Here is a 21,132-nt window from a genome sequence, read left to right on the forward strand (position 1 = left end):
CAGGGCCGCGAAGACGGAGTCGTTGTCTTCGTCCATGGTCAGCACGATGACGGCGGTCGCGGGGTGCGTCGTGGTGATCCGCGCGGTCGCCTCAAGCCCGCCCATGCCCGGCATGCGCAGGTCCATCAGGACCACGTCCGGTGTGAGCCGCGCGACGTCCTCGACCGCCTGCGCGCCGTCGCCGGACTGCCCGACGACGTCGAGGCCGTCCAGGTCTTCCAGCACGGTGGCCATGCCGGCGCGGAACACGGGGTGGTCGTCGACGACCAACACGCGGACGGGCGCGGCGTCTTCGGTTCGCACAGGTGTAGGTGCCTTTCGGAGTGGAGTGCCTCGGGCGGAGATGTACGCCCGGGGGCACGTGGAGATGTGGCGGTTGCGGCCGGGCCCGCGCGGTGTCCGGTCCGGGCCCGGCTTCGCGCGTGTGTGCGAGCCGCTCACGACGTCCCGCCCGGCAGCGTCGCGCGCAGGATGGTGCCGCCGCCCGGGCAGGGCAACACGTCGACCCTGCCCCCGACTTCGCCCGCGCGCTCGCCCATGCTGCGCAGTCCGACGCCCGCGTGCGGGTACACGGGCATGCCGCAGCCGTTGTCGCGCACCTCGACCACCAGCGTTTCGGCGTGCACGCCCGCCACGAGCGCGAGTTCGCTCGCGGCGCTGTGCCGAACGGCGTTGGCGACGGCTTCGGCGGCGATGGCGTACGCGGCGACTTCGACGGCGGCCGGCAGCTCGTCCAGTCCCGTTCCCAACTCCGCGGTGCAGCAGGGAGTTTCGTATCCGCCGACCAAGTCGCGCAGGGCGCCCGTGAGGCCGAGCTGGTCGAGTATCGGCGGTCGCAGCCCGTGGACGACCGACCGCAGGTCGGTCACCGTCTGACGCAGCCGGTCGCGCACCGCTCTCGCGCGATCGGCGAGTTCCGGCTGCCCGGAGGCCTCGATGCGGCGGGCGAGGGCGTCGAGTTGGTGGGCGGTCCCCGCCAGGGACGGCCCGACTCCGTCGTGCAGGTCGGCGCGCAGACGGCGGCGTTCCTCCTCGCGCGCGACGACGATCCGCGCGCGGCTTCGGGCGACGTCGGCGACCAGGGCCGCGGCGTAGGCGAGTGTCGCCGCGCGCGCCGCGACCTCTTCGACGGCGGCTTGCTCCTCGGGCGTCCAGCGTTCGTTGCCGGGGCGGATGCCGACGTGCAGTTCGCCGATGTCCTGGCCGAGCGCCTGGGCGGGCACCGTCCGCCAACCCGCGACCGGGGAGCCGCTGACCGCCTGGACGGCGGGGCTGCCGTGGGCTCCGTTCGTGCCGCGGAACGCGACGTACGGCAGCCGCAGCGCCCGGCGCAGCGCGTCGACCAGCCGTTGCAGTGCCTCGACCGGCTCCGACGCGGGCGCGACGTGGCGGCCGACGCGGGCGACGACGGCGTAGGGGTCGTGCCGGTGCCCGAAGAGCCAGCGGTCGACTGCCTTCTGCACGGCGCCCCGCCCGACGGCGGCAAGGAGTGCGATGACCGCGACGGCCCCGAATCCGACGGTGGACGCGGGCGCGATCCGCCCGACGCCGACGACGAGTCCGGCGTAGACGCCGACCATGACAAGGGTGAGGACGGCGTACACGATCGTGCGGTTGAGCACCACGACGACGTCGAACATGCGGTGCCGCAGCATGGCCACGGCGATCCCGACAGGTGGTCCGAGCAGGCCGAGGGCGAACAGGACGTCGACCGCCACGCGGCCGTCCGAGCCGAACGACAGGGCCCAGCACACCACGAGGAAGAGCCCGCCGAGAACGAGCCATTGGAGCTGGGTGCGCCGCACGCCGACCGCGCGCCGGGTGCGTACGACCAGCGCCGCGACACCGATCGCGGTGCCGGGCAGCAGGGTCGCGAACGCACCGGCGAGCGTGAGGTATCCGAGCCATGTGGCGCCGGGGATGCCGAACGGGTTCTCCACGTCGTCGGATATGTCGATGCCGCCGTCGCGGAACATCGCGCCGAGAGCGGCGAGCGCGGCCATGAAGACGATCCCGTACGCCGCGAACCGCCAGCGTCTGTCGGGTAGTTGCCCATCCGGGAACAACAGCAGCAGGAGCGGCACGACAACGAAGTACTGCGTGAACCCCCATGTCCCGATCCATGCTGCGAAGTCCGCCCCCGGCAGGGGATGGTCCGCGATCTCGGCGGACACCACCGCGTAAAGCGACAGGTTGAGGTAGGGCGCGTAAGAGGCCGGGACCATCAGGAGCCACCCGACGGGGTTGCGCGGTCGGCCGCGGACGACGAAAGCGCCGATGACCGGCCATGCCGACGCCAGGACGACGTCGCCCCACGAGCGCGGGGCGATGTCGGCGCGGTTCGCGGTCCAGACGTGGAAGGGGATGTAAGCGATCGTCGAGACGACCGCGACCACGGCGAGGACTGTTGCCGACGTCGTCAGACACCGGTCGGGTATGCGGCGCACTAGACGGCGGACCCGACCGGGCTGTGGAGGGTCAACATCGTCCGGCAGGCGAGAGCCTTGCGCTGCCGTGGGCGGTTCGCCGGCTCCGTCGTCACGCAGGTCGGCCGGGAAGCCACCGATCGGCACCTCGGCCGGCTCCGGGTCCGTGCCGTCCGCAACGGTCGATTCCGGGCCGGTTCCGGGGAACGCGCCCGCACCCGTCTCGACACCGCCCGCTGCCGCATCCGTACCGGCGTCATCCGTACCGGCGTCATATGTACCGGCCCCGCACACCACCGGCGCCGCCTTCATCCCGCCGGGCCGCGAACCCTTCCGGCCGCCCCGGCGCGCTCGGCTCCAGCGCACGCCCGCGTCACCGGGATGCCCTGTTCCCTTCCCGGCACCGTCTTCCCGGCCCCCGGTGTGCGGCAGTCGCGTGGTCATGGCAGCCATGCTGCCCCAGCACATCCAGCGCCCGACAGCGCCCCGGTCCCGAATCCCGGCCACCCGGTGCCGGTGTCCCTGGTGCCCGGGACACGGCCGCCCCGAAAGTGGTGCTCGTCGCCGGGCATCGGGTCCGGTACGCGCCGCCGGGGGGAGCACGACAAGGCGGCACACATGTGTGGGGGGAGACCACATGACGTACACGGATCCGAGCCCGGTCGACGGGCGCACCGGGTGGGGGGAAGGCCCGGTGCGCCGCGCGTACTGGCCGCTCGTGGGGGCGGCGGCCGGTCTGCTCGGCGGCATCGCGACTCTCGCACTCGACCTGCACCTGAGCGATCTGAACAACGACACCGACACCATGACGATCGATCAGGTCGGCGAGGTGAACGTGACGATCGCCAGGCTGAGCTTCCTGGCCGGTTACATCACCGTCGCCCTGCTCCTGATCACCGCCGCCGCGTGGCGCCGCCACGTCGAACCGCGCGTCCCCGGCAGCACCGCCGCCCGCGTCGTCAGCGGCGGCCTCACCGCCTCCGCCGCGGCCCTCACCCTGGGCTACGGCTGGAAGGGCGCGATGGCCATCTACGGCGACGGCGGCCCGGAGGACACCGCGTTCGACCAACAGGGCCAGTACATCTACTTCATGCTCAACGACTTCGGCAGCTTCATCGGCTGGCTCGGCGTCCTGATCGCCGCCGGCGCCGTCTCCTGGATGGCCCTGCGCGAGCGCACGATCTCCCGCTGGATCGGCTGGGTGGGCGCCGCCCTGGTCGCCCTTCCCGTGGCGGGCTTCATCATCATGTCCGTCCCCGGCCTCCCCGGCATCACGATGCCGGTATGGATGCTCGTGACCTTCCTCGGCCTCACCTTCGGCAAGAGCACGATCACCCGCTGACCGTGCCTCGCGCGCTCTTTGCCGGTATCCGCAGACGCCAGTGGCAAGGCGCCTGCGGATCCCAGCAATGAGAGGTACGCCTATAATAGGCGTACCTCTCATTAGTCCTTGGCGGCGACTGATGCAAAAACCCGATGACATGTTCGACCGGGACTTCGAGTGGGCGGAACTGGTCCGGTTCGCGTCGTATCGGGGCTCGGAGCCGACGCTCGGCGTGGTCTCGGGACGCCGCCGACTGGGCAAGACGTTCTTGTTGGATGCGCTGTGCCGTCAAACGGGCGGCTTCTATTTCGCGGCGGCTCAGGCGACCGGGGCTGAGTCGCTGCGGATGTTCGGGGACGAGTTGGGCCGGTGGTCCGGAGCGGCCATACCGCTGCGTTTCGCGCATTGGGACGAGGCCGTGTCCGCGCTGATGGCCTTGGCCAGGGAACGCGCTGTCACCGAGGGGCCGTTGCCGGTGGTGCTGGACGAGTTCCCGCTCCTCCAAAGCCTCCCCGGAGCTGCCGTCCCTGTTGCAGCGCGCACTGGGACCGGCGGTTCGCCGTGACGGAGGGCCGGTACGGCTGCTGTTGTGCGGGTCCGCACTGTCCTTCATGGGGAACCTGCTGACCGGTACGGCTCCGCTGCGCGGCCGCGCAAGCCTTGAGTTGGTGGTACCCACTTTGGACTACCGCCTGGCCGCGCGTTTTTGGGGCATCGACGATCCGAGGCTCGCTGTGCTCGTCGACGCGGTTGTCGGCGGAACCCCCGCGTACGCCCGTGAGTTCACCCTCGGTGACAGCCCGGACGGCATCGCCGACTTCGGGGCGTGGGTGATCCGCAACGTGCTGAACCCGTCGCGGCCGCTCTTCCGTGAGGCGCGTTTTCTCCTCGCCGAGGAGCCGGACGTCCGCGACACTGCTCTGTATCACGGCGTTCTGTCCGCGATCGCCGGGGGAAACCACACACGCGGCGGCATCGCGGGTTACTTGGAGCGCAAGTCCACCGACCTCGGGCACCCGCTGACGGTGTTGGAGGACGGCGGTCTGATCACTCGGGAGCCGGACGCCTTCCACGCCAAGCGGGCCAGGTACCGCATCGCCGAGCCGATCGTCGACTTCCACCACGCTGTCATGCGGCCACGCTGGAGCGACTTGGAGCGGCCCGGGCGGGCCGAGTTGGTCTGGGCCGAGGCTCAAGCGACCTTCTACAGCAAGGTCGTTGGCCCGCACTTCGAGCACTTGTGTCGTACATGGGCAAGTTGGTACGCCTCCGCCGAAACACTCGGCGGCACCCGTACGAAAGTCGCCTCCGGGACGGTTCCCGACCCGGCCGCCAAGACGAAACACGAACTCGACGTCGTCGTCTTCGGCACGTGGCTCGGGGCGGCTTCCGGGGCCCGTAACGAAGGCGTGCTGGCGATCGGCGAAGCGAAGTGGAACGAGACTCTTGGCCTCGGCCACCTGGAACGGCTCGGTCGCATCCGCGACCTCCTACGCGCCAGAAGCGGCGTAGACGCCGCACAGACCCGCCTGCTCCTGTTCAGCGGCGCCGGCTTCACCGACGACCTCCACAGGACCGCCGACGCCGACCCGAGCGTGCAACTCGTCGACTTGGCAAGGCTGTACGTCGCGGAGTGATGGCAGGCCTCTTCGTTGCCATCGCGTGAGGTCACACGAATGGCCGGGATGCGCTGCCCAGGTAGCGGATGCGCTGTTCAGCCGTAGTGGCGAACGGAGTTGGTGAGGGCGGACCAGTGGGCGGCCGGGAAGGTGAGGGTGGCGAGGCCGGGCAGCTTCGAGTCGCGCACGTGCATGGCCGTCGCAGCCGCAGCGACCTCGACGCAGTTGCCACCACCCGAACCGCTGTAGCTGCTCTTGATCCAGGGAGTGCGCACTTGCTGCTCTGCGCTCATCGGTCTCCAATCAACTCCTTGATGAATCGCGTGGACTCATCAATATTCCATGCCAGCGAACGTAGCTTGCCATAGCGCATTGTGAGGCGACTAACAGTGCTGGCCTCGCTTACGACCTGCCCGATGTCTTGCGATTCGACGTACGCGTGCCGACGGTGCTCCAGGGTCTCCAAGACCACGAACGGGCCGTTGAGCCCCGGGTGGAAGCCTCGATACGACGGCATGATCTGGATCTCGACGTTGCCCAACTGTCCGATGGCGAGCAGGTGCCGCAACTGTTCTGCCATCACTTCATCATCGCCTACGACGTTCCGGAGCGCCGCTTCGCCGATGATGAACGAAAGGTTCAACACCGCTTCCCGTCGGAGCAAACGCTGCCGTGCCAATCGTCCTTCGACGTTCTGCTCGATCTCTTCCGCACTCAACTGTGGACAGTGCCCCGCGAAGACCGCTCGTGCGTACGCCTCGGTCTGCAACAGCCCGTCCACCAGCAGCGGATCAAACGAGTACCTGCACAGCGCCCCCAACTCGATCTGCGCGAAGTCCTGGAAGAACATGGGCAGTTTCGCCAGGTCAACGTCGTCCTGCAGGACAGCCAGCGCCCCCAGCGCATCCAACGCCCTCTCCGCCGCCTCCGTGAACGCCTCCTTCGCCGGTCGCCTCCCCTGCTCCACCGACGCGACCTGCTCCACCGAGTACCCCACCGCGTCCGCCAACTGCTGCCGCGTCAATTTCGCCCGCTCGCGGAACAGCCGGATCAACTTTCCGTAGGCGACCCACACTCCCGGCAGGTCGTCCCTGCGTTCACTGCGCTTCGCCCGAGCCGTGCTCGCGCCCGTCGCTTTCCCCTTCGTGGGCCCGCTCCCATTCGCGTTGCCGCGTCCGCGCCCGCGTTCGCTGTCGTTCCCCGTCCCGCTTCCCGCCGTCACCGCCATCGCCAACACCCGCCCCACCGTTGCACGTTCCGTGCCGCCGCCACCGAGGCACCTCCCCGGCACCGGCAACTTCCAGCCACTTCACACTAAACGCGTAATCACTCGAACACGCAGCGAAACCGATAGCTCGTACGAGCGGTTTACCCCAACCACCACGTACAAATTGGCACGCGCCACGTACAGCCGCTTTTGGGGCGACTCATCACCCTTCCCCCATCCCTCCGACCTCACCCACCGTTCCACCATGAGCCGCCGCACGTCCGAATCCGTCGGGTCAATCGCCGCCCGCCACCGTTCCTTCATCGAAACTGCCCCGCTCACACCGATGTGCTTGCCACGCGCATATCGCAGACATCTGCCTGCTTCAACGACTCGGCCCCGAACCGAGGCGCCGATAAATGAGGAACCATCGATTTGGCAGCAGATCAGCCGATCTTGACAATCTTGTGCCGACGTGAGTCGCCGGCGGGGGTGCAGGAGACATATGAGTTATGACGCCATGCGTGAGCGAAGTTACGGCTGTCGCCGACGTCATCGTGTTGGCTACGGGTGTCCGACGACCGACACCTGTAAAGGCGCGATACATGACAGACCATCACTACATGGCCGCCGACCACCCTGCGTGGACCGATGTTGCGGGCGCGTCGCCGGGTACCAAGGCCCGGCTGATGACCACACGGGAAGGCATCTGGTTGGCTGAGCACAGTCCCCAGGAGGGACTGGTGCTTACCTGCGTCCTCGGCGACGATGCCGTCAAGCCGACCACCCACACGGTTCGTGCTGAGGAGTTGCCCCCGGCAGCCCCGGACATGTTGCTGCGGCCGCTGCACGCGATGCACTGGGCCACTCGCATCCCGAACCCTTCGCTGTGGGACGCGGTGAGTACGGCCGTGATTCGTCAAGTGATCCAGGCTGCGCAGGCCCGCAAGGTGTACCGGGCATGGTGCGCTGCCTACGGCACGGTCGTCGAGACGACGCGCGGTCGGATGGCTGTGACGCCCACTCCCGAACGTGTTCTCGACCTGTCCGATGCGGACTTCAAGCGGGTCGGAGCAGCATTTCACCGTACGGCGCTGCAGGCGGTGGCGAGCGCCTACTTGGAGCAGACTGCGCTCTGGGAGTCGCTGAGCCCGGCGGACCTGGTGACCGAGTTGGAGGCGGTCCCGCGCATCGGACCGTGGACGGCAGCGGCAGCGGTGAGTGACTACACCGGGAACTTCTCGGTCTATCCACACCACGACCTGGCGGTGCGTACGTGGGCCGCCCGAATCGCTCCTGCTTATCCGTGGCCGGTCGCCGAAAAGGAGTTTGGCCGTCTGTGGCGCGGTTGGGCCACCACCGTACGGGAGTTGCACACCCTGACCTTGCTGACACTGACCTGGGGGAGCACCCATGTCCACCATCGCCCCAGCGGAGACGACGCCATTACCCCGTGATCTGATCGCCGGGGCCGACCCCTCACACCCCTTGGACGCGGTGTTCGTGAACGCGCCTCTGCGCGACTACAGCATGCGTCCGCGCGTCAACGACTACACCCTGCCGGTGCTCGGGATGGCGTACATCGCCACGTACGCGCAGCATCTCGGCTACAACGTAGGGGTACTTGACGCAGAGGCGCACGGCCTGGGCATCGGCGAGACGGCCCAGATCGTCAACGCCGCCGCCCCGCGATGGGCGGGCTTCAATCTCCTGGCTCCGACCTACCATCTCTCCGCACGGATCGCGGCCGCCCTTGACCCGGCAGTTCGCGTCATGGTCGGAGGCCACCATGCCAAGGCCATGCCTGAGCAGGTCCTTACGGACCCCCGTATGGCCCGCACGGACGCGCTCTTGGTTGGAGAAGCCGAAACGCGCGTCGCAGCTCTCCTGGGGGACCACACGCGACGTACGGAACTTCCGTACACCTACTGGCGCGACCACAGGTTGCGCATCACCGTCTCCGGCATCGCGCGCAGCGATGCGGCGCGATGGCTGGCACCCGATATCGACGCCCTGCCGTTCGTTGACCGCTCGTTCCTGCTCCAGGACCCCTTCCGGGCCTCGGACGGCCGCACGGAGGCGAATATCGTCGGGTCACGCGGTTGCTTCTACGACTGTACGTTCTGCGGAGCGGCGATCTCCCAGAACCCGGAGATCGCCGTCCGTACCCGCCGACCTGAGGGCATCCTCACCGAACTCGACTACTTGCACCGCCAGTTCGGCACGACGGCGTTTCGGTTCGTGGACGACTTGTTCCTAGGGGCCGAGCGCATCATCCAACCGACCATGGCCGCGTTCGCCGCCGCTCGAGTCGGTGACCGGTTTGTATGGGACGCCACCGGACGGATCAACGTCCTTCACCGTGCGGAAGACGAGTTGTACGCGAGTCTCGCGGCCAATGGCCTTCGTGAGATCGCGCTCGGCATCGAGTCCGGTTCCGACCGTGTCCTGCAAGCCATGGACAAGCGCATTACTGCCGAGATGACCGTAGACGTGGTCCGTCGGCTCTTTGAGCACGGCATTGGGGTGAAGGGCTACTTCATCCTCGGCTACCCCGGCGAAAGCGAGGAGGACTTGGCGGCCACAGTCGCCCACATCCATCGGCTCTGGGACCTCGCTGACCGGCACCAAGGCTCGTTCCGCGCGTCCGTCTTCGAGTTCCGTCCCTACCCCGGTAGCCCCGTCTGGAGCCGGCTCATCGCCGAGGGGCACCGCCCTGAATACCTCGTCGCCTACGACGATGTCGATCTGACCGAACACGGCGCCGACGAGGCGATGCGTGGCCGCGATGAGTTCAACTTCTCCGTCGGCATCCAGTTTGGCGGCGTTCCTCTTCCGGAGATACGCCGACATCTCGCCGCGCTCGCCCGAGCCCAACACGCCCGCACCTCTGCGGTCGACCTATGAATGCCGCCACCCCACCGACGGGTGGGTACGGATACTTCCTGACGGTCGACGGTCCGGGGGGCATCGGCAAGTCCACCACCGTCACTGCTCTCGCGGCATTGCTCACTTCCCGAGGACGCAGTGTCCATGCGACAGCCGAGCCTTCCGGCGGTGACGTAGGGAAGGCCACCCGGAAGCTCGCCGACAGAGTGCACGGCCGAGCCCTCGCCTGCCTGGTCGCCGCCGATCGCCATCACCACCTCGACAGCGAGATCCGTCCGCACTTGGCCGCAGGTCACGTCGTGGTCTGCGACCGCTACTTCGCCTCCAGCCTTGTGCTCCAACGTCTCGACGGCGTCCCCGTCGACTTCATCCGGGAGGTGAACGCCGGCATCAACATGCCTGACTTGGCCGTCATCCTCCGGGCACCTGAAGATCTCATCGCCCGGCGGCTGTCGGTTAGGGGACCCCACCACCGCTTCGAACGCGAACCGGCCAACGTCCGTCGCGAACTCGCCCTGTATGAGGACGCCATTTCCATCCTCAGCGGACTGGGCGCCAACGTAGCCGTTGTCGACGTCGACGGATTAACCCCTGTGGGTGTTGCAGTACGGATCGCCAGTCACATCAGCATCGATCTGAAGTAGGGTCACTGCCACCATTCCCGAGGCCGGATAGCGACCTATGACCGTTCGAACCGCTGCTCCCGTTATCGATGTTCACGTGATCCTTCGCGAGGGGGACAAGATCCTCCTCTCGCAGCGCGGCAGTCCGTACGGCTATGGCCAGTGGCACGCGCCCTCGGGCAAACTCGACGCGGGGGAGCCGTTGATCTCGGCGGCGGTGCGGGAGGCGTACGAGGAGGTCGGGGTCGACATCGAGCCTGACCATCTCCGTCTCGTGCACGTCGTCCACCACCGCCAGGGCGGCGGGTCCGCCGACCGGATCGGGTTCTTTTTCGAGGCCACCCGTTGGGCCGGCGAGCCGTTCAACCGCGAACCGGACAAGTGCCTTCAGGTCGCCTGGTTTGCGGCCCATGACCTCCCGCGCGACGTGATCCCGTACCCGGCCGCAGGGCTGACCGGCTACCTCGCAGGTACCCCTGACCTGACACTCCACGGCTGGTAGGGCCGCCTGCGCGGTCGTCGTTGACATGGCAAACTCCCGCGCTGAACGCGGGAATTCGCCATCTCAACGCGCGCTCGGCGGCGCGTGACTCCCTTCGGCGTCGGGCTCCGGCCCCTGTCAGCGAATGCCCGCAGTCCGCGGCCGACGCGTACGTGCACTCGTCCAAGATGCTGCGCGGCAGTTGAAGGCCCACTACCGAGCCCCGAGCGTTGTAAGGCTTCAGAAGCCCGATAACCCGGTTCCCGGCTCGTTTTCCATGAGACGTCGCGCAAGCCGCCCTACAGTGAAGTCACTTGGCCGGGCTGGTGGCAGAAGCCCCGAAGATCCATTCGCTGACGCCCGCCGCTCGGGCGTCGCGCCTGAGTCGGCCGTGTCCGGGGCTTGTGCTGCCCACCGAATACCTGGAGATCCCGGCCGGCTTGCTGTAGCCGCGCGATCTGTGCGTGTCCGACCAGTCTGCTCGCGTCTTCTGCGTCTGCCCGCGGGAGCTCGGCTCCCCTACTCGTGGCCCCTTTGCAGCGAGCGTCTGCGGGCCGGGTGTGCGTTCAATTGGTTCATCTGGGCGCGGGTGGGCGTGCGTACGGGTCCTGTGTTGACCGCAGCGGTTGTGGACGGGAGCGCTGTCGGCAGCTTGGCGTTGACGGCGCCGAGACCGGAACTGGCGGGCGTGGCGGACAGGTTCGCGGCGCTGTTTTCGTTGGTTGTGGCGGACATGTGCGCAGGCAGCGCCGGTTTGGCCGTTTGCCGGGTATCGGCTTCACGGCCTGCGGAGCCGACTTCCGCCGCGTTCGTCCGGGAGGCCCTGCGGCTTGTGCCGCTGTGACCGGCAGTGTGCAGGCCGAGCTGTCTGTCGACATGCCTGGCGACCATGTCGGCGGTTTCGTCCAGTGACCGTTCGAGGGGGCGCCCGGAGAACGACCCCGACAAGAGGTGGATCTCCTCGACATAGGGGCGTACGGCCTCGCGCCTGGCCTCCGGGGTGTCGTTGCGGGCTGCCGCGTGCAGCGCCTGCGTGGCTTGTTCGGCGATGAACCCCGCGGACATGGTCCGGCTGCGTTCTCGGTACAGGACGTCGTACTGCGCCGAGTCCCGCTCGAAGCCGTCGAACACCGCCCGGGGGAGTTCCGCTTGCGCATTCGCCATGAACTGTTCGCGCTCGGAGCCGGGACGGAACACACGCTCGACCATGGTGACTTCCCACAGCGGGTCGCCGCTGCCGCCGGTGGTCCAGTCGAGGAGGGTGAACGGACGCCGGATCGTGTTCCACGGATGAAGGTCGTTGTGCAGGAACGTGACCGGGCGGTTGCCGGTGAGTTCGAATCCGGCCAACCGCTTCGCAACATGCTCGGTGTCGCCGAACTCGGCCAGGAGCCGGGTCACCCAGGTCTTGGACACACGATTCCACGCCAGGATGGTTCGGTGCCGCAGCAGGTGCCCGTACTGTGCGGTGCTCGCCAGGCGCGCCGGCCAGGCCCCGCGCTCGTCTCGGCGGATCGCCGTGGGGGTCACTGCCGCCGAGAGGGCAGTCAACTCGGCCATGACTTTGGGTAGGCGGCGGGCGTACTCGCCGCGCAACCCGGCGTCGGTGTTCCACTGTGCGTCGGTGAACGTTTCGCCGTCGACGTATTCCAGGATCAGCCCGGTCGCGTCGGCGTAGTGGATCCCCTGGACGAACGAGGCACCGGCCGAGTTGAGGTTGCGCAGGATGTCGTGTTCGAAGTGCGGCTGCGGCAGGGCCGGGGGAGACGCCGTCAGTGGCGAGTCGCGTCGAGGCTTGCGCTGTCGGTCGATGACGAGGCCGAAGTCACGGGTCTCGACGACCCGGTTGACGTTGTCCGAGCCGCCGTCGAGCACCCTGACCGCAGGAGCGGCGCGTATGCGCGCGGCGTCTCCTGCGGACATCGTCCAACCAGCCTGCTCGGCTGCCAACCAGCGTCCCTTCGTGCGAAGTTGCCGGTGGTGCCTCCAATGGTGGTATGCAGTCCGAGCATTGCAGATGGCGGTGGTCGCGTCGCCGCAAACGGTGAAGTCGCCTGCCACGCGCTCGCGCGGGTCTTCGCCTGCGACACGACCATGTAGGGCGGGTGTTCGAGAGCGCGGGATCGCCGGTTGGTTGGCGGTGCGTCAACCAGGCGCTACGCTTCGTGTCGGATCAACAACAGAAGTGACCCCGGCGGTGCTGGAACACCCCGGGGCACGGCACGAAGAGAGCAGACCTCAACATGCGCATTCAGCGTACCGCGCGCACACGCGCGTTCACGGTCGTCGGCAACGACATCCTGCAACACAAAGGGCTGAGTTTCGTCGCCCGAGGCATCCTCACCTACCTCCTCTCGCTGCCCCGACGGCGCGCGCGAAGACGTGCGTACGCTCGCGGACAGGAACCCCGGGCTCGGGCGGCGGGGGATCGCGAAGGCTCTCGATGAGCTTGTCGACGCCGGATATTACGAGCGCCGCACGCTCCGTGACCCGGATACCGGGCGCATCCACACGGAGATCTGGGTCTACGACACTGCGCAGCAAGCCACGCCGCCGCTTCCCGTACCGCCGGGAACCGGTCGGCCAATCGGCGGCAACGCGGGAGCGTTCCCTCACGGGAAAAAGAACCGGGAGAAAGAACCCACCCTCCCCGCCCCGGCCGCGGCGAAGTCGCGTACGCCGCAGGAGTGGTCACCCACGCCGCCGCAGCGGCGCAAGGCGGGCGGAACGTTGCCCGCAGGCCTCACCGTCCGGCAGACGCAAGTCGCGCAGGCCGCACAATCCTTCGAAGGCCCGCCGGTTCAAGACGTCCCGCAGACCCCCCGACTCCCGCAATCGTCGGACGCGTTGGCACGCGCCGCCGCGCTGCTCAACCGCGTGTGCCGGGCCGAGCCCAAACTCGCCATGAGCGCCACCGACACTCTCGCTCTCGCGCCGCTGGCCCTGCCGTGGCTGGAAACAGGTGTCTCCGACCTGGAGATCCGGGCCTTGCTCACCCAAGGGCTGCCGCCGGTCGTGCACAGTTCCCGCGCGTTGCTCGCCAACCGCCTCACCCGCAAACTCCCTGCCCCGCGCGCCCAACGCGGCACCCCGGCCCTCGCCGAGTGCCCCACCTGCCGCGATTACCTTCCCCGCGGCCGAAAAACCGGCGATTGCCGCGCCTGTTCCGCAGCGCCGCCCGACCCGGCGCCGCCGAAACAGCTCGCGGCAAGCATCGCCGACCGCGTCGCCGCCTTACGAGCCCTCGCAACGCTCCGGCAACGCCAGCCGGTTGCCGTGGTGTGAGACGCCAGTGACGTGTCGTCGGCGGTCTGACGGGCCGTCAACGCCCCAGCCGGCCCGTACATAATCCGTAGCGGCAAGACGGACCCGTGCCGTACGCCTGGGGATTCGCGGCCGTGAGGGGGAGCGGTTGACTGACAAGCTGTGTACATGCGGTGAGGGTCACGGGGTGTGGGTCCCCGGAGGAATGTGCGGGACGGTGCTCCGTGTCGCGGTGCGGCTCACGGGCGCGATGCTGGTGGGTGGGCCTCTTGGTGCCGCCGTGTTGTGGCTGCTCCGGCCGGAGGCGGGCAGCGACCGCCAGTATTTTCTCGTTGCCATGTTGATCGCGGCGCCGATCACCATGGCCATCGCCTTTGTCACGGTTCCTTTGTTCCTTCTTGTGCCTCTTCCTCTTCAGAAGGGCGTTGCAAGGTCATGTGCCGCGCTGCTGCTGTTCGCGGTGGGTGTCGGGGCTTTTGCGCATGTTTTATTGAAAATACGCGGCTCCGGTGGAATATCCACGCTTGCCACGTCCCCGATCCTCTGGCTGCCCCCTTTGCTCTGCCTCGTCCTGCTTCCGTGGCTGACGGTGCCGTGGCGAAGCACAGAGCGGCTCGGGGACTGTGCCTGCGGGGAAGACCACTCCGGCGGCCGGGCCCGCCTGTTGGGTATCGACTGCTCCGCCTCGCTGAAGGTCACTGTGCGTGCTGTGGCTGTGCTGAGCGCCGCCGCGCCGACGGGAGTTCTGATCGGCGCGACATCCCGGCATGGCATAAGCGGCGTTCCCCCTGGCGGTGGCCTTTCTGTCTCGGTTGTAGCGGCGCTCCTGATGGCAGTGCTGGCGGCATCCTTCGTCGTGCCGTTGCTCGTGCTCGTCCCTTGGCACCGGCTGAGTCCGCTTGGTGCATGCCTGCTTCTGCTGATCGTCTCGGGCAGCGTGGGATGGCTCGTTTCAAGCGGTTTGGCCTTCGACGGACAGGCCCTCGTCGGCCCGCTGTCCGAGGACCAGTTCGTCGTGACCTGGCCCTTGGCCCTGTGCGCGGCCACGACCCCGTGGATCCTGGCGCCGCTGGATCGCCGAGCCGTCGTACGTCCGTGACCCGCACCGACGGCAACGAAGGAGGTTGAGCAACTCGACGGCTGCCGGGTCGCTCGGTCTTCGCGGCGTGTTTTGAGTGCCCGCTCGGAAGGTGCGCCGGCCCCGCTCGCTCGGGCTCTTGGTGTCAGTGCCACGCGGCAAGGTGGACTCCGTGCCCAGGACACGTGGGCGCGCTGAATCCGCACTCTTCGACTCCGGGGGCTGTCCGTGAGTTCTGCCGTATCTGCGACTGTGACTTCCGGGAACGACGCCGCGTTGCGGCCCCACGCCGAGAACGCGTTCGCCGACGAGTTGGCGGCGTTGGTGAAGGCTGACGACCGGCCCCGCCCCCCGCAGTGGAAGTTGTCGCCGTGGGCGGTGTCGACGTACCTGCTCGGGGGGACGCTGCCCGACGGCACCGTCATCACGCCGAAGTATGTGGGGCCCCGCCGCATCGTCGAGGTCGCGGTGACGACGCTGGTCACCGACCGGGCGCTGCTGCTGCTCGGGGTGCCGGGAACGGCGAAGACGTGGGTGTCGGAGCATCTGGCGGCGGCGATTTGCGGTGATTCGACACTCCTCGTCCAGGGCACCGCCGGGACACCGGAGGAGGCGATCCGATACGGATGGAACTACGCGCAGTTGCTGGCGCACGGCCCGAGCCGGGACGCGCTGGTGGCCGGGCCGGTCATGCGGGCGATGGCCGAGGCCGGATCGCGCGCGTCGAAGAGCTGACCCGCATACCGGCCGACGTGCAGGACACGCTCATCACCATCCTGAGCGAAAAGACTTTGCCCGTACCGGAGTTGAACGACGAGGTGCAGGCCGTACGCGGGTTCAACCTCATCGCGACGGCCAACGACCGCGACCGCGGCGTCAACGACCTGTCCAGTGCCCTGCGCAGGCGATTCAACACCGTGGTCCTGCCCCTGCCCGCGAGCGCGGACGCCGAAGTGGACATCGTCGCCCGCCGCGTCGAACAGATGGGCGTGTCACTCCAGTTGCCGAAGATCGAGGCCGCGGAGGCCGAGCTGCGGCGCGTCGTCACGGTGTTCCGCGAGCTGAGGTCCGGGCTGACGGAGGACGGGCGGACGAAGCTCAAGTCGCCGTCCGGCACCCTGTCGACCGCCGAGGCGATATCCGTCGTCACCGGAGGCCTCGCACTGGCCGCGCACTTCGGCGACGGTGTGCTGCGCCCGGCCGACACCGCGGCGGGCATCCTCGGCGCGGTCGTCAAGGACCCGGCCTCGGACAGCGTCGTGTGGCAGGAGTACTTGGAGACGGTCGTCCGCTCGCGCGACGGCTGGCAGGACTTCTACCGGGCGTGCCGCGAGGCGGGAGCGGCCTGATGGCGACCCGCGCTCGGCGTACGACGCGGGGGCAGGCGAATCCCCACCTCCTCGGCGTCCGCCACCACGGCCCCGGCTCCGCGCGGGCCGTCGCCGCGGCTCTCGAAGCGATCGCGCCCGACATCGTGCTGCTCGAAGGGCCGCCCGAGGCCGACCTGTTGCTGTCGTACGCCGCCGACCCCGACATGAAGCCGCCCATCGCGCTGCTCGCCCACGCTGTCGACGACCCGTCGCAGGCCGGGTTCTGGCCGTACGCGGACTTCAGCCCGGAGTGGGTCGCGATCAGGTACGCCCTGGACAAGGGCGTCCCGGTCCGCTTCATCGACCTGCCGGCCGGCTGCACCTTCGCCCTCGACCGCGCGTCACGCGACGCGCCGCCGGAGCGGCAAGCGGCCCACGAGCCGGAGCAGGCGCCTCTCGTGCGCTCCGACCCCATCGCCATCCTGGCCCGGGTCGCCGGCCACGACGACCCCGAGCGCTGGTGGGAGGACGCGGTCGAGCACCGGGCCGGCCACGGCGACCCGATGGCGCCGTTCGCGCTGCTCGCGGAGGCGATGACGGCCCTGCGCGAGGGCATCGTCGGCGGCACGGGCGCCTCACCGGCGGTCGACTCGGGCCCCGAGAACACGACGGCGGCTCGTGACGGCGCGTCAACATCGGTTCCCCCCAAGGCGGAACAGCCGCACGACGGCAGCGTCACCCCGGACCACGCGGCACTCCCCGACCTCGAAGCCGCCCGCGAAGCCCACATGCGCCTCGCCATCGCCGCCGCGCACCGGCAGGGCCACGACAACATCGCCGTCGTGTGCGGCGCGTGGCACGTGCCCGCTCTCGCGACGCCCCGCCCGGCCGCGGAAGACCGGGCCGTCCTCGCCCCGTTCGCCGCCCTCGCGCGCGGCGGCGCACTGCCGCGCGTCAAGGTCGAGACGACGTGGGTGCCGTGGACGCACCGCCGTCTCGCGCAGGCCTCCGGCTACGGCGCCGGCGTCACGTCACCCGGCTGGTACCACCACCTGTTCGCCGACCGCGACAGCTCCCGCATGCTGCCGCACTGGTTCGTGCGGATCGCCGACCTCTTCCGCGACGCCGGACGCCCCGTCTCGCCCGCACACGTCATCGAGTCGGTCCGGCACGCCGAAGCCCTCGCCGCCCTGCGCGGGCGTCCGCTGCCCGGACTCGACGAAACCCTCGAAGCCGTGCGCGCGGTCATGTGCGACGGCGACGACACCCCGCTCCGTCTCGTCGTCGACGACATCGTGGTCGGCGACCGCATCGGCACCGTCCCCGACGCGGTCCCGGCCGTGCCGCTGCAACGCGACCTCACCCGCGAACAACGCCGCCTGCGGCTCGCCCCCGAGGCCGCCACCCGCGACCTCCAGCTCGACCTGCGCAAACCCACCGACGCCGACCGCAGCCGCCTGCTGACCCGCCTCGACCTCCTCGACATCCCCTGGGGTACGCCCGCCGCCGCGCGCGGCACCGGCACGTTCCGCGAGGCGTGGTCGCTCACCTGGCAGCCGGAGCTGGCGATCCGTGTCGCGGAGGCCGGCGTGTGGGGCACGACCGTCGTGGCCGCGGCCACCGCCCGCGCGGCCGACCTCGCCGAGCACGCCCAATCACTGGCCGACGTCACCGCGGTCGCCGAGCGCTGCCTGCGCGCCGACCTGCCCGCCGCGCTGCCCGTCGTCATGCGCGTGCTGGAGGAGCGCGCCGCGCTCGACTCCGATGTGGCCGGCCTCGCCCAGGCCCTTCCGGCGCTGGTTCGCGCGCTGCGTTACGGCGACGTGCGCGGCACCGACACGACCGCGCTGGCGTCCGTCGTGGACGGGCTGCTCCTGCGCATCTGCGTCGGCCTCGTCCCCGCATGCGCCGGCCTGGATGCCGACGGCGCCCGGGAGATGCGCCGCCACCTCGACGAAGTCCACGACGCCACCGGCCTGTTGACGCCGCAGGCAGGCCAGGACGACCTGCGCGAGTACTGGTTCGCCGCGCTCACCCGGCTCGCCGACCACCCGGACGCGTCCGGCCTCCTGACCGGGCGCTCCGTACGCCTCCTCCTCGACGCCAGCCGCCTCACCGCCGACGACGCCGGCCCGCGCATGTCCCGAGCCCTCACGCGCGGCACGCCGTACCGCGACGCCGCCGCGTGGATCGAGGGCTTCCTGTCCGGCGGCGGCCTCCTCCTCGTGCACGACGACGCGCTGCTGGGACTCGTGGACGACTGGGTCGCGCGCATCCCCGGCGAGGACTTCACCGACGTCCTGCCCCTTCTACGGCGCACGTTCTCCGGCTTCGCCGCCCCCGAGCGCCGCACGCTCGGCGAGCGCCTGCGCAGCCCGGGGCGCACGAACGCGGCGCAGACCGCCCGGGAATTCCCCTTCGACCACGAACGCGCCGACGCCGCACTGCCGTTGGTCGCCTACCTGCTCGGCGCGCCGCCGACCGCCGCCGACACCCGCACCGGAGGCACCGCATGACCAGCACCCTCCCCGAGGACGAACGGCTGCGCCGCTGGCGGCTGATCCTCGGCGGCGACGCCGACGGCACCGGCTGCGCACTGACCGGGCAGGACCGCCGCATCGACGAGGCCTTGGCCGCGCTCTACCGACCCGCGCCCGGCGAAGGCCGCGGCGGGTCCGGGGCCAACCCCACGGCCCGCACCGGCGGCCTGGGCGCCTCGGCGCCCGCGGTCGCCCGCTGGCTCGGCGACATCCGCGAGTACTTCCCCAGCGGCGTCGTGCAGATCCTGCAACAGGACGCCATCGAACGCCTCGACCTGACGCGCCTGCTCCTCGAACCGGAGATGCTCGAAGCCGTCGAGCCGGACGTCCACCTGGTCGGCACCCTGCTCTCCCTGAACCGCCTCATGCCCGAGGCGACCAAGGAAGCAGCCCGCGCGGTCGTCCGCACCGTCGTGGAGGACCTGGAGCGCCGCATCGCGCAACGCACCCGCAGTCTGGTCCAAGGCGCCCTCGACCGGTCCACCCGGGTCAACCGGCCGCGCCACCACGACATCGACTGGAACGCGACCATCCGCGCCAACCTCAAGCACTACCAGGCGGAATACCGCACGGTCGTGCCCGAGCGCCTGGTCGGCTACGGCCGCCGACGGCACGGCGTGCAGAAAGACGTCGTGCTGTGCATCGACCAGTCCGGCTCCATGGCGGCCTCGGTGGTGTACGCGTCGGTCTTCGGCGCCGTGCTCGCCTCGATGCGGTCGCTGCGCACCTCACTGGTCGCGTTCGACACCGCCGTCGTCGACCTGACCGACCAGCTCAGCGACCCCGTCGACGTCCTCTTCGGCACCCAGCTCGGCGGCGGCACCGACATCAACCGCGCACTCGCCTACTGCCAGTCCCTGGTGACGCGGCCGTCCGAGACGATCGTGATCCTCATCAGCGACCTCTACGAAGGCGGAGTACGCCAGGAGATGCTCCGCCGCGTCGCCGCGATGCAGCGGGCCGGCGTGCAGGTCATCACCCTGCTCGCACTCTCGGACGAAGGCGCCCCCGCCTACGACCACCACAACGCCGCCGCCCTCTCGGCCCTCGGCAGCCCGGCCTTCGCCTGCACCCCGGACCTCTTCCCGGAAATCATGGCCGCGGCGGTGCAGGGCCTGCCGCTGCCGATCCCGGAGTGACCCGCACAAACAGATCCGCCGTCCGGAATCGGCATTCCGAACGGCGGTTCACCCGCATTTTCAGGTCAACACGGACGTATCCAGCGGCGGCAACCCGTCGGGCAGCGCCAGCACGTCACCGATCTTGACGCGGACCTCGGTCTTGTAGTGCGAGTCGTCGGCACCTTCGTCCACCGGATCACTGAACGCGATCGCGAGCTGCCGCTGCCGGTCGATGAGGACGTAGACGGGGATCATGGCCCGCGCGTATGTGCGGTACTTCTCCTCGCGGTCTATGCGGTGGTTGCTCGGCGAGGTGATCTCACCGACGAGGCGGAGCATGTCAGAGGGGTACCAGCCGTCGTGGGCGTGGCGGTAGTTCTCATCGGCGTCGGTCGGCGTGCGTGACAACACGAGGAAATCGGGGATGAACGCACCGGTCACATGCTTCGCGCCGGGCGGCTCGGCGCAAAAACCGTTCGTGGTTCTGGCGAGGTGCTCCCCCGACGTGAGCAAGGCGCTGTAAATAAGGCCGGCCCAATTGTTGTGCTGGTCCCCGGCAGGCGGTGCCACGTAGTACGTCCCCTCGATGTACTCCACGCGGACACCCTTAGGTGCGTCCAGCGCGGCGATGAACTTGGTGGGGTGTTCGAAGAACAACTCACCAACCGATGCCTGGCACCGCTTCTCTTGTGCGACCGCAGTCATCTCGTGACTCCTTGGTCATTGCGGGCGTTCGGGCGTTGATCGACAGCGGCGTGCTCGCGGTGGCAGGGGAAACACCGAGGCCCGGCTCTGCCGAGTTCATGCTTGTGCGGTTGGGTGCCGCGCAGACCATTGTCACGCAGTCGAAGGGGATATGTCCCGCGCGTGCACTCGAACGCGTGATCACATGTACGCATCGCGCTTGTGAGCAACGTGGTCTGCGCCACATCCGAGACGTGCCGTTGTCCGGCATTTCGGACCAGGGTGTGCGCGTGTGTGCGTGCTGAGCGACGATGGATCGGGTGGAAACATGACATACCGGACAAACGGTTGGGGCGTTCGGGTGCGGTCGGGCGAGGCCGGCTCCCAGGTGATCAAGCCCCCGGTTCTGACCGGTCCGCCACCCCGGTTAATCTGCAAGGCGGATCAGCCGCGCGTACGGACGCCGTCCACCAGATACCTGGGGGCGAGCCATCCTGGGCCTCCGCGGGACCCTCGTGGTCGACGAACGTGGCGCGATGTCTTCCGACAACAACCGCGATCACAAG

The 21,132-nt window shown here is 69.2% G+C and carries 17 protein-coding genes and 1 pseudogene; 12 read left to right on the forward strand and 6 right to left on the reverse strand.

Annotated features, from left to right (window positions below):
• Together ACRX5W_RS03910 and ACRX5W_RS03915 are read right to left on the reverse strand one after the other, a co-directional pair.
• Nucleotides 1-303 (reverse strand): response regulator (locus tag ACRX5W_RS03910; RefSeq protein ID WP_436786449.1); only part of this gene is annotated, 303 nt, incomplete at its 3' end.
• Nucleotides 304-437: 134 nt separating this feature from the next.
• Complete coding sequence (locus ACRX5W_RS03915; RefSeq protein WP_436786450.1) at nt 438-2,396, reverse strand: histidine kinase; 1,959 nt, start codon at nt 2,394-2,396, stop codon at nt 438-440.
• A 667-nt stretch (nt 2,397-3,063) separates the two neighbouring features.
• Between ACRX5W_RS03915 and ACRX5W_RS03920 the strand changes: the two genes are divergently transcribed.
• The 3 genes from ACRX5W_RS03920 (at nt 3,064) to ACRX5W_RS03930 (ending at nt 5,387) form a co-directional block, all read left to right on the forward strand.
• Nucleotides 3,064-3,768 carry a hypothetical protein gene (locus ACRX5W_RS03920; protein ID WP_436786451.1) on the forward strand — a complete coding sequence of 235 codons (705 nt, stop codon included), beginning with the start codon at nt 3,064-3,066 and terminating at the stop codon, nt 3,766-3,768.
• Between the two features lie 121 nt (nt 3,769-3,889).
• The gene (locus ACRX5W_RS03925; protein WP_436786452.1) at nt 3,890-4,315 is read left to right on the forward strand and encodes a hypothetical protein; all 426 of its coding nucleotides are present in this window, start codon (nt 3,890-3,892) and stop codon (nt 4,313-4,315) included.
• A 46-nt stretch (nt 4,316-4,361) separates the two neighbouring features.
• A complete protein-coding gene (locus ACRX5W_RS03930; RefSeq protein WP_436786453.1) occupies nt 4,362-5,387 on the forward strand; it encodes an AAA family ATPase in 1,026 nt (341 codons plus the stop codon).
• 77 nt (nt 5,388-5,464) lie between these two features.
• Here the strand turns inward: ACRX5W_RS03930 and ACRX5W_RS03935 are convergent, their stop codons facing one another.
• Entirely contained in the window at nt 5,465-5,662 is a 198-nt protein-coding gene (locus tag ACRX5W_RS03935; RefSeq protein WP_436786454.1) for a DUF397 domain-containing protein, read from the reverse strand.
• Nucleotides 5,659-6,615, reverse strand: a complete 957-nt coding sequence (locus tag ACRX5W_RS03940; RefSeq protein ID WP_436786455.1) for a helix-turn-helix domain-containing protein — start codon at nt 6,613-6,615, stop codon at nt 5,659-5,661. The genes ACRX5W_RS03935 and ACRX5W_RS03940 overlap by 4 nt, the downstream gene beginning before the upstream one ends.
• 566 nt (nt 6,616-7,181) lie before the next feature.
• Here ACRX5W_RS03940 and ACRX5W_RS03945 point away from each other — a divergent pair.
• From ACRX5W_RS03945 to ACRX5W_RS03960, 4 genes are read left to right on the forward strand one after another with little or no spacing between them, the layout of a single operon-like run.
• Nucleotides 7,182-8,033, forward strand: a complete 852-nt coding sequence (locus ACRX5W_RS03945; RefSeq protein WP_436786456.1) for a hypothetical protein — start codon at nt 7,182-7,184, stop codon at nt 8,031-8,033.
• Between the two features lie 40 nt (nt 8,034-8,073).
• Nucleotides 8,074-9,483, forward strand: a complete 1,410-nt coding sequence (locus ACRX5W_RS03950) for a B12-binding domain-containing radical SAM protein (RefSeq protein ID WP_436786780.1) — start codon at nt 8,074-8,076, stop codon at nt 9,481-9,483.
• Nucleotides 9,480-10,109: a dTMP kinase gene (gene tmk, locus ACRX5W_RS03955; RefSeq protein WP_436786457.1), complete on the forward strand. Its 630-nt coding sequence runs from the start codon at nt 9,480-9,482 to the stop codon at nt 10,107-10,109. The genes ACRX5W_RS03950 and tmk overlap by 4 nt, the downstream gene beginning before the upstream one ends.
• Nucleotides 10,110-10,146: 37 nt before the next feature.
• A complete protein-coding gene (locus ACRX5W_RS03960; RefSeq protein ID WP_436786458.1) occupies nt 10,147-10,590 on the forward strand; it encodes an NUDIX hydrolase in 444 nt (147 codons plus the stop codon).
• Nucleotides 10,591-11,088: 498 nt separating this feature from the next.
• Here ACRX5W_RS03960 and ACRX5W_RS03965 read toward each other — a convergent pair whose 3' ends face one another.
• Entirely contained in the window at nt 11,089-12,519 is a 1,431-nt protein-coding gene (locus tag ACRX5W_RS03965) for an aminoglycoside phosphotransferase family protein (protein ID WP_436786459.1), read from the reverse strand.
• 432 nt (nt 12,520-12,951) lie between these two features.
• On the opposite strand from ACRX5W_RS03965, the gene ACRX5W_RS03970 reads away from it, so the two are divergent.
• The 5 genes and pseudogenes from ACRX5W_RS03970 to ACRX5W_RS03990 all read left to right on the forward strand — a co-directional run bounded on the left by ACRX5W_RS03970 (nt 12,952) and on the right by ACRX5W_RS03990 (nt 19,900).
• The gene (locus ACRX5W_RS03970; RefSeq protein ID WP_436786460.1) at nt 12,952-13,854 is read left to right on the forward strand and encodes a hypothetical protein; all 903 of its coding nucleotides are present in this window, start codon (nt 12,952-12,954) and stop codon (nt 13,852-13,854) included.
• Between the two features lie 196 nt (nt 13,855-14,050).
• On the forward strand, nt 14,051-14,932 hold the full coding sequence (locus tag ACRX5W_RS03975) for a hypothetical protein (RefSeq protein WP_436786461.1): 882 nt from the start codon (nt 14,051-14,053) through the stop codon (nt 14,930-14,932).
• Between the two features lie 513 nt (nt 14,933-15,445).
• A pseudogene (locus ACRX5W_RS03980) lies at nt 15,446-16,260 on the forward strand (ATP-binding protein).
• Nucleotides 16,260-18,737: a DUF5682 family protein gene (locus tag ACRX5W_RS03985; RefSeq protein WP_436786462.1), complete on the forward strand. Its 2,478-nt coding sequence runs from the start codon at nt 16,260-16,262 to the stop codon at nt 18,735-18,737. The pseudogene ACRX5W_RS03980 and the gene ACRX5W_RS03985 overlap by 1 nt, the downstream one beginning before the upstream one ends.
• Nucleotides 18,734-19,900, forward strand: coding sequence for a VWA domain-containing protein (locus ACRX5W_RS03990; RefSeq protein ID WP_436786463.1), 1,167 nt, complete (start codon nt 18,734-18,736; stop codon nt 19,898-19,900). Before ACRX5W_RS03985 ends, ACRX5W_RS03990 begins: the two co-directional genes overlap by 4 nt.
• A 60-nt stretch (nt 19,901-19,960) precedes the next feature.
• Here ACRX5W_RS03990 and ACRX5W_RS03995 read toward each other — a convergent pair whose 3' ends face one another.
• Nucleotides 19,961-20,587 carry a Uma2 family endonuclease gene (locus ACRX5W_RS03995; RefSeq protein WP_436786464.1) on the reverse strand — a complete coding sequence of 209 codons (627 nt, stop codon included), beginning with the start codon at nt 20,585-20,587 and terminating at the stop codon, nt 19,961-19,963.
• Nucleotides 20,588-21,132: the final 545 nt, after the last annotated feature.

It is taken from the genome of Yinghuangia sp. YIM S10712, assembly GCF_051388935.1.
GTDB lineage: Bacteria > Actinomycetota > Actinomycetes > Streptomycetales > Streptomycetaceae > Yinghuangia.

What these genes read in the sequence shown, in the direction of transcription:
- ACRX5W_RS03995 (WP_436786464.1), bottom strand. Translation starts at nt 20,587, where the DNA reads ATGACTGCGGTCGCACAAGAGAAGCGGTGCCAGGCATCGGTTGGTGAG.
- ACRX5W_RS03930 (WP_436786453.1), top strand. Translation starts at nt 4,362, where the DNA reads ATGGGGAACCTGCTGACCGGTACGGCTCCGCTGCGCGGCCGCGCAAGC.
- ACRX5W_RS03945 (WP_436786456.1), top strand. Translation starts at nt 7,182, where the DNA reads ATGACAGACCATCACTACATGGCCGCCGACCACCCTGCGTGGACCGAT.
- ACRX5W_RS03990 (WP_436786463.1), top strand. Translation starts at nt 18,734, where the DNA reads ATGACCAGCACCCTCCCCGAGGACGAACGGCTGCGCCGCTGGCGGCTG.
- tmk (WP_436786457.1), top strand. Translation starts at nt 9,480, where the DNA reads ATGAATGCCGCCACCCCACCGACGGGTGGGTACGGATACTTCCTGACG.
- ACRX5W_RS03920 (WP_436786451.1), top strand. Translation starts at nt 3,064, where the DNA reads ATGACGTACACGGATCCGAGCCCGGTCGACGGGCGCACCGGGTGGGGG.
- ACRX5W_RS03960 (WP_436786458.1), top strand. Translation starts at nt 10,147, where the DNA reads ATGACCGTTCGAACCGCTGCTCCCGTTATCGATGTTCACGTGATCCTT.
- ACRX5W_RS03935 (WP_436786454.1), bottom strand. Translation starts at nt 5,662, where the DNA reads ATGAGCGCAGAGCAGCAAGTGCGCACTCCCTGGATCAAGAGCAGCTAC.
- ACRX5W_RS03925 (WP_436786452.1), top strand. Translation starts at nt 3,890, where the DNA reads ATGCAAAAACCCGATGACATGTTCGACCGGGACTTCGAGTGGGCGGAA.
- ACRX5W_RS03985 (WP_436786462.1), top strand. Translation starts at nt 16,260, where the DNA reads ATGGCGACCCGCGCTCGGCGTACGACGCGGGGGCAGGCGAATCCCCAC.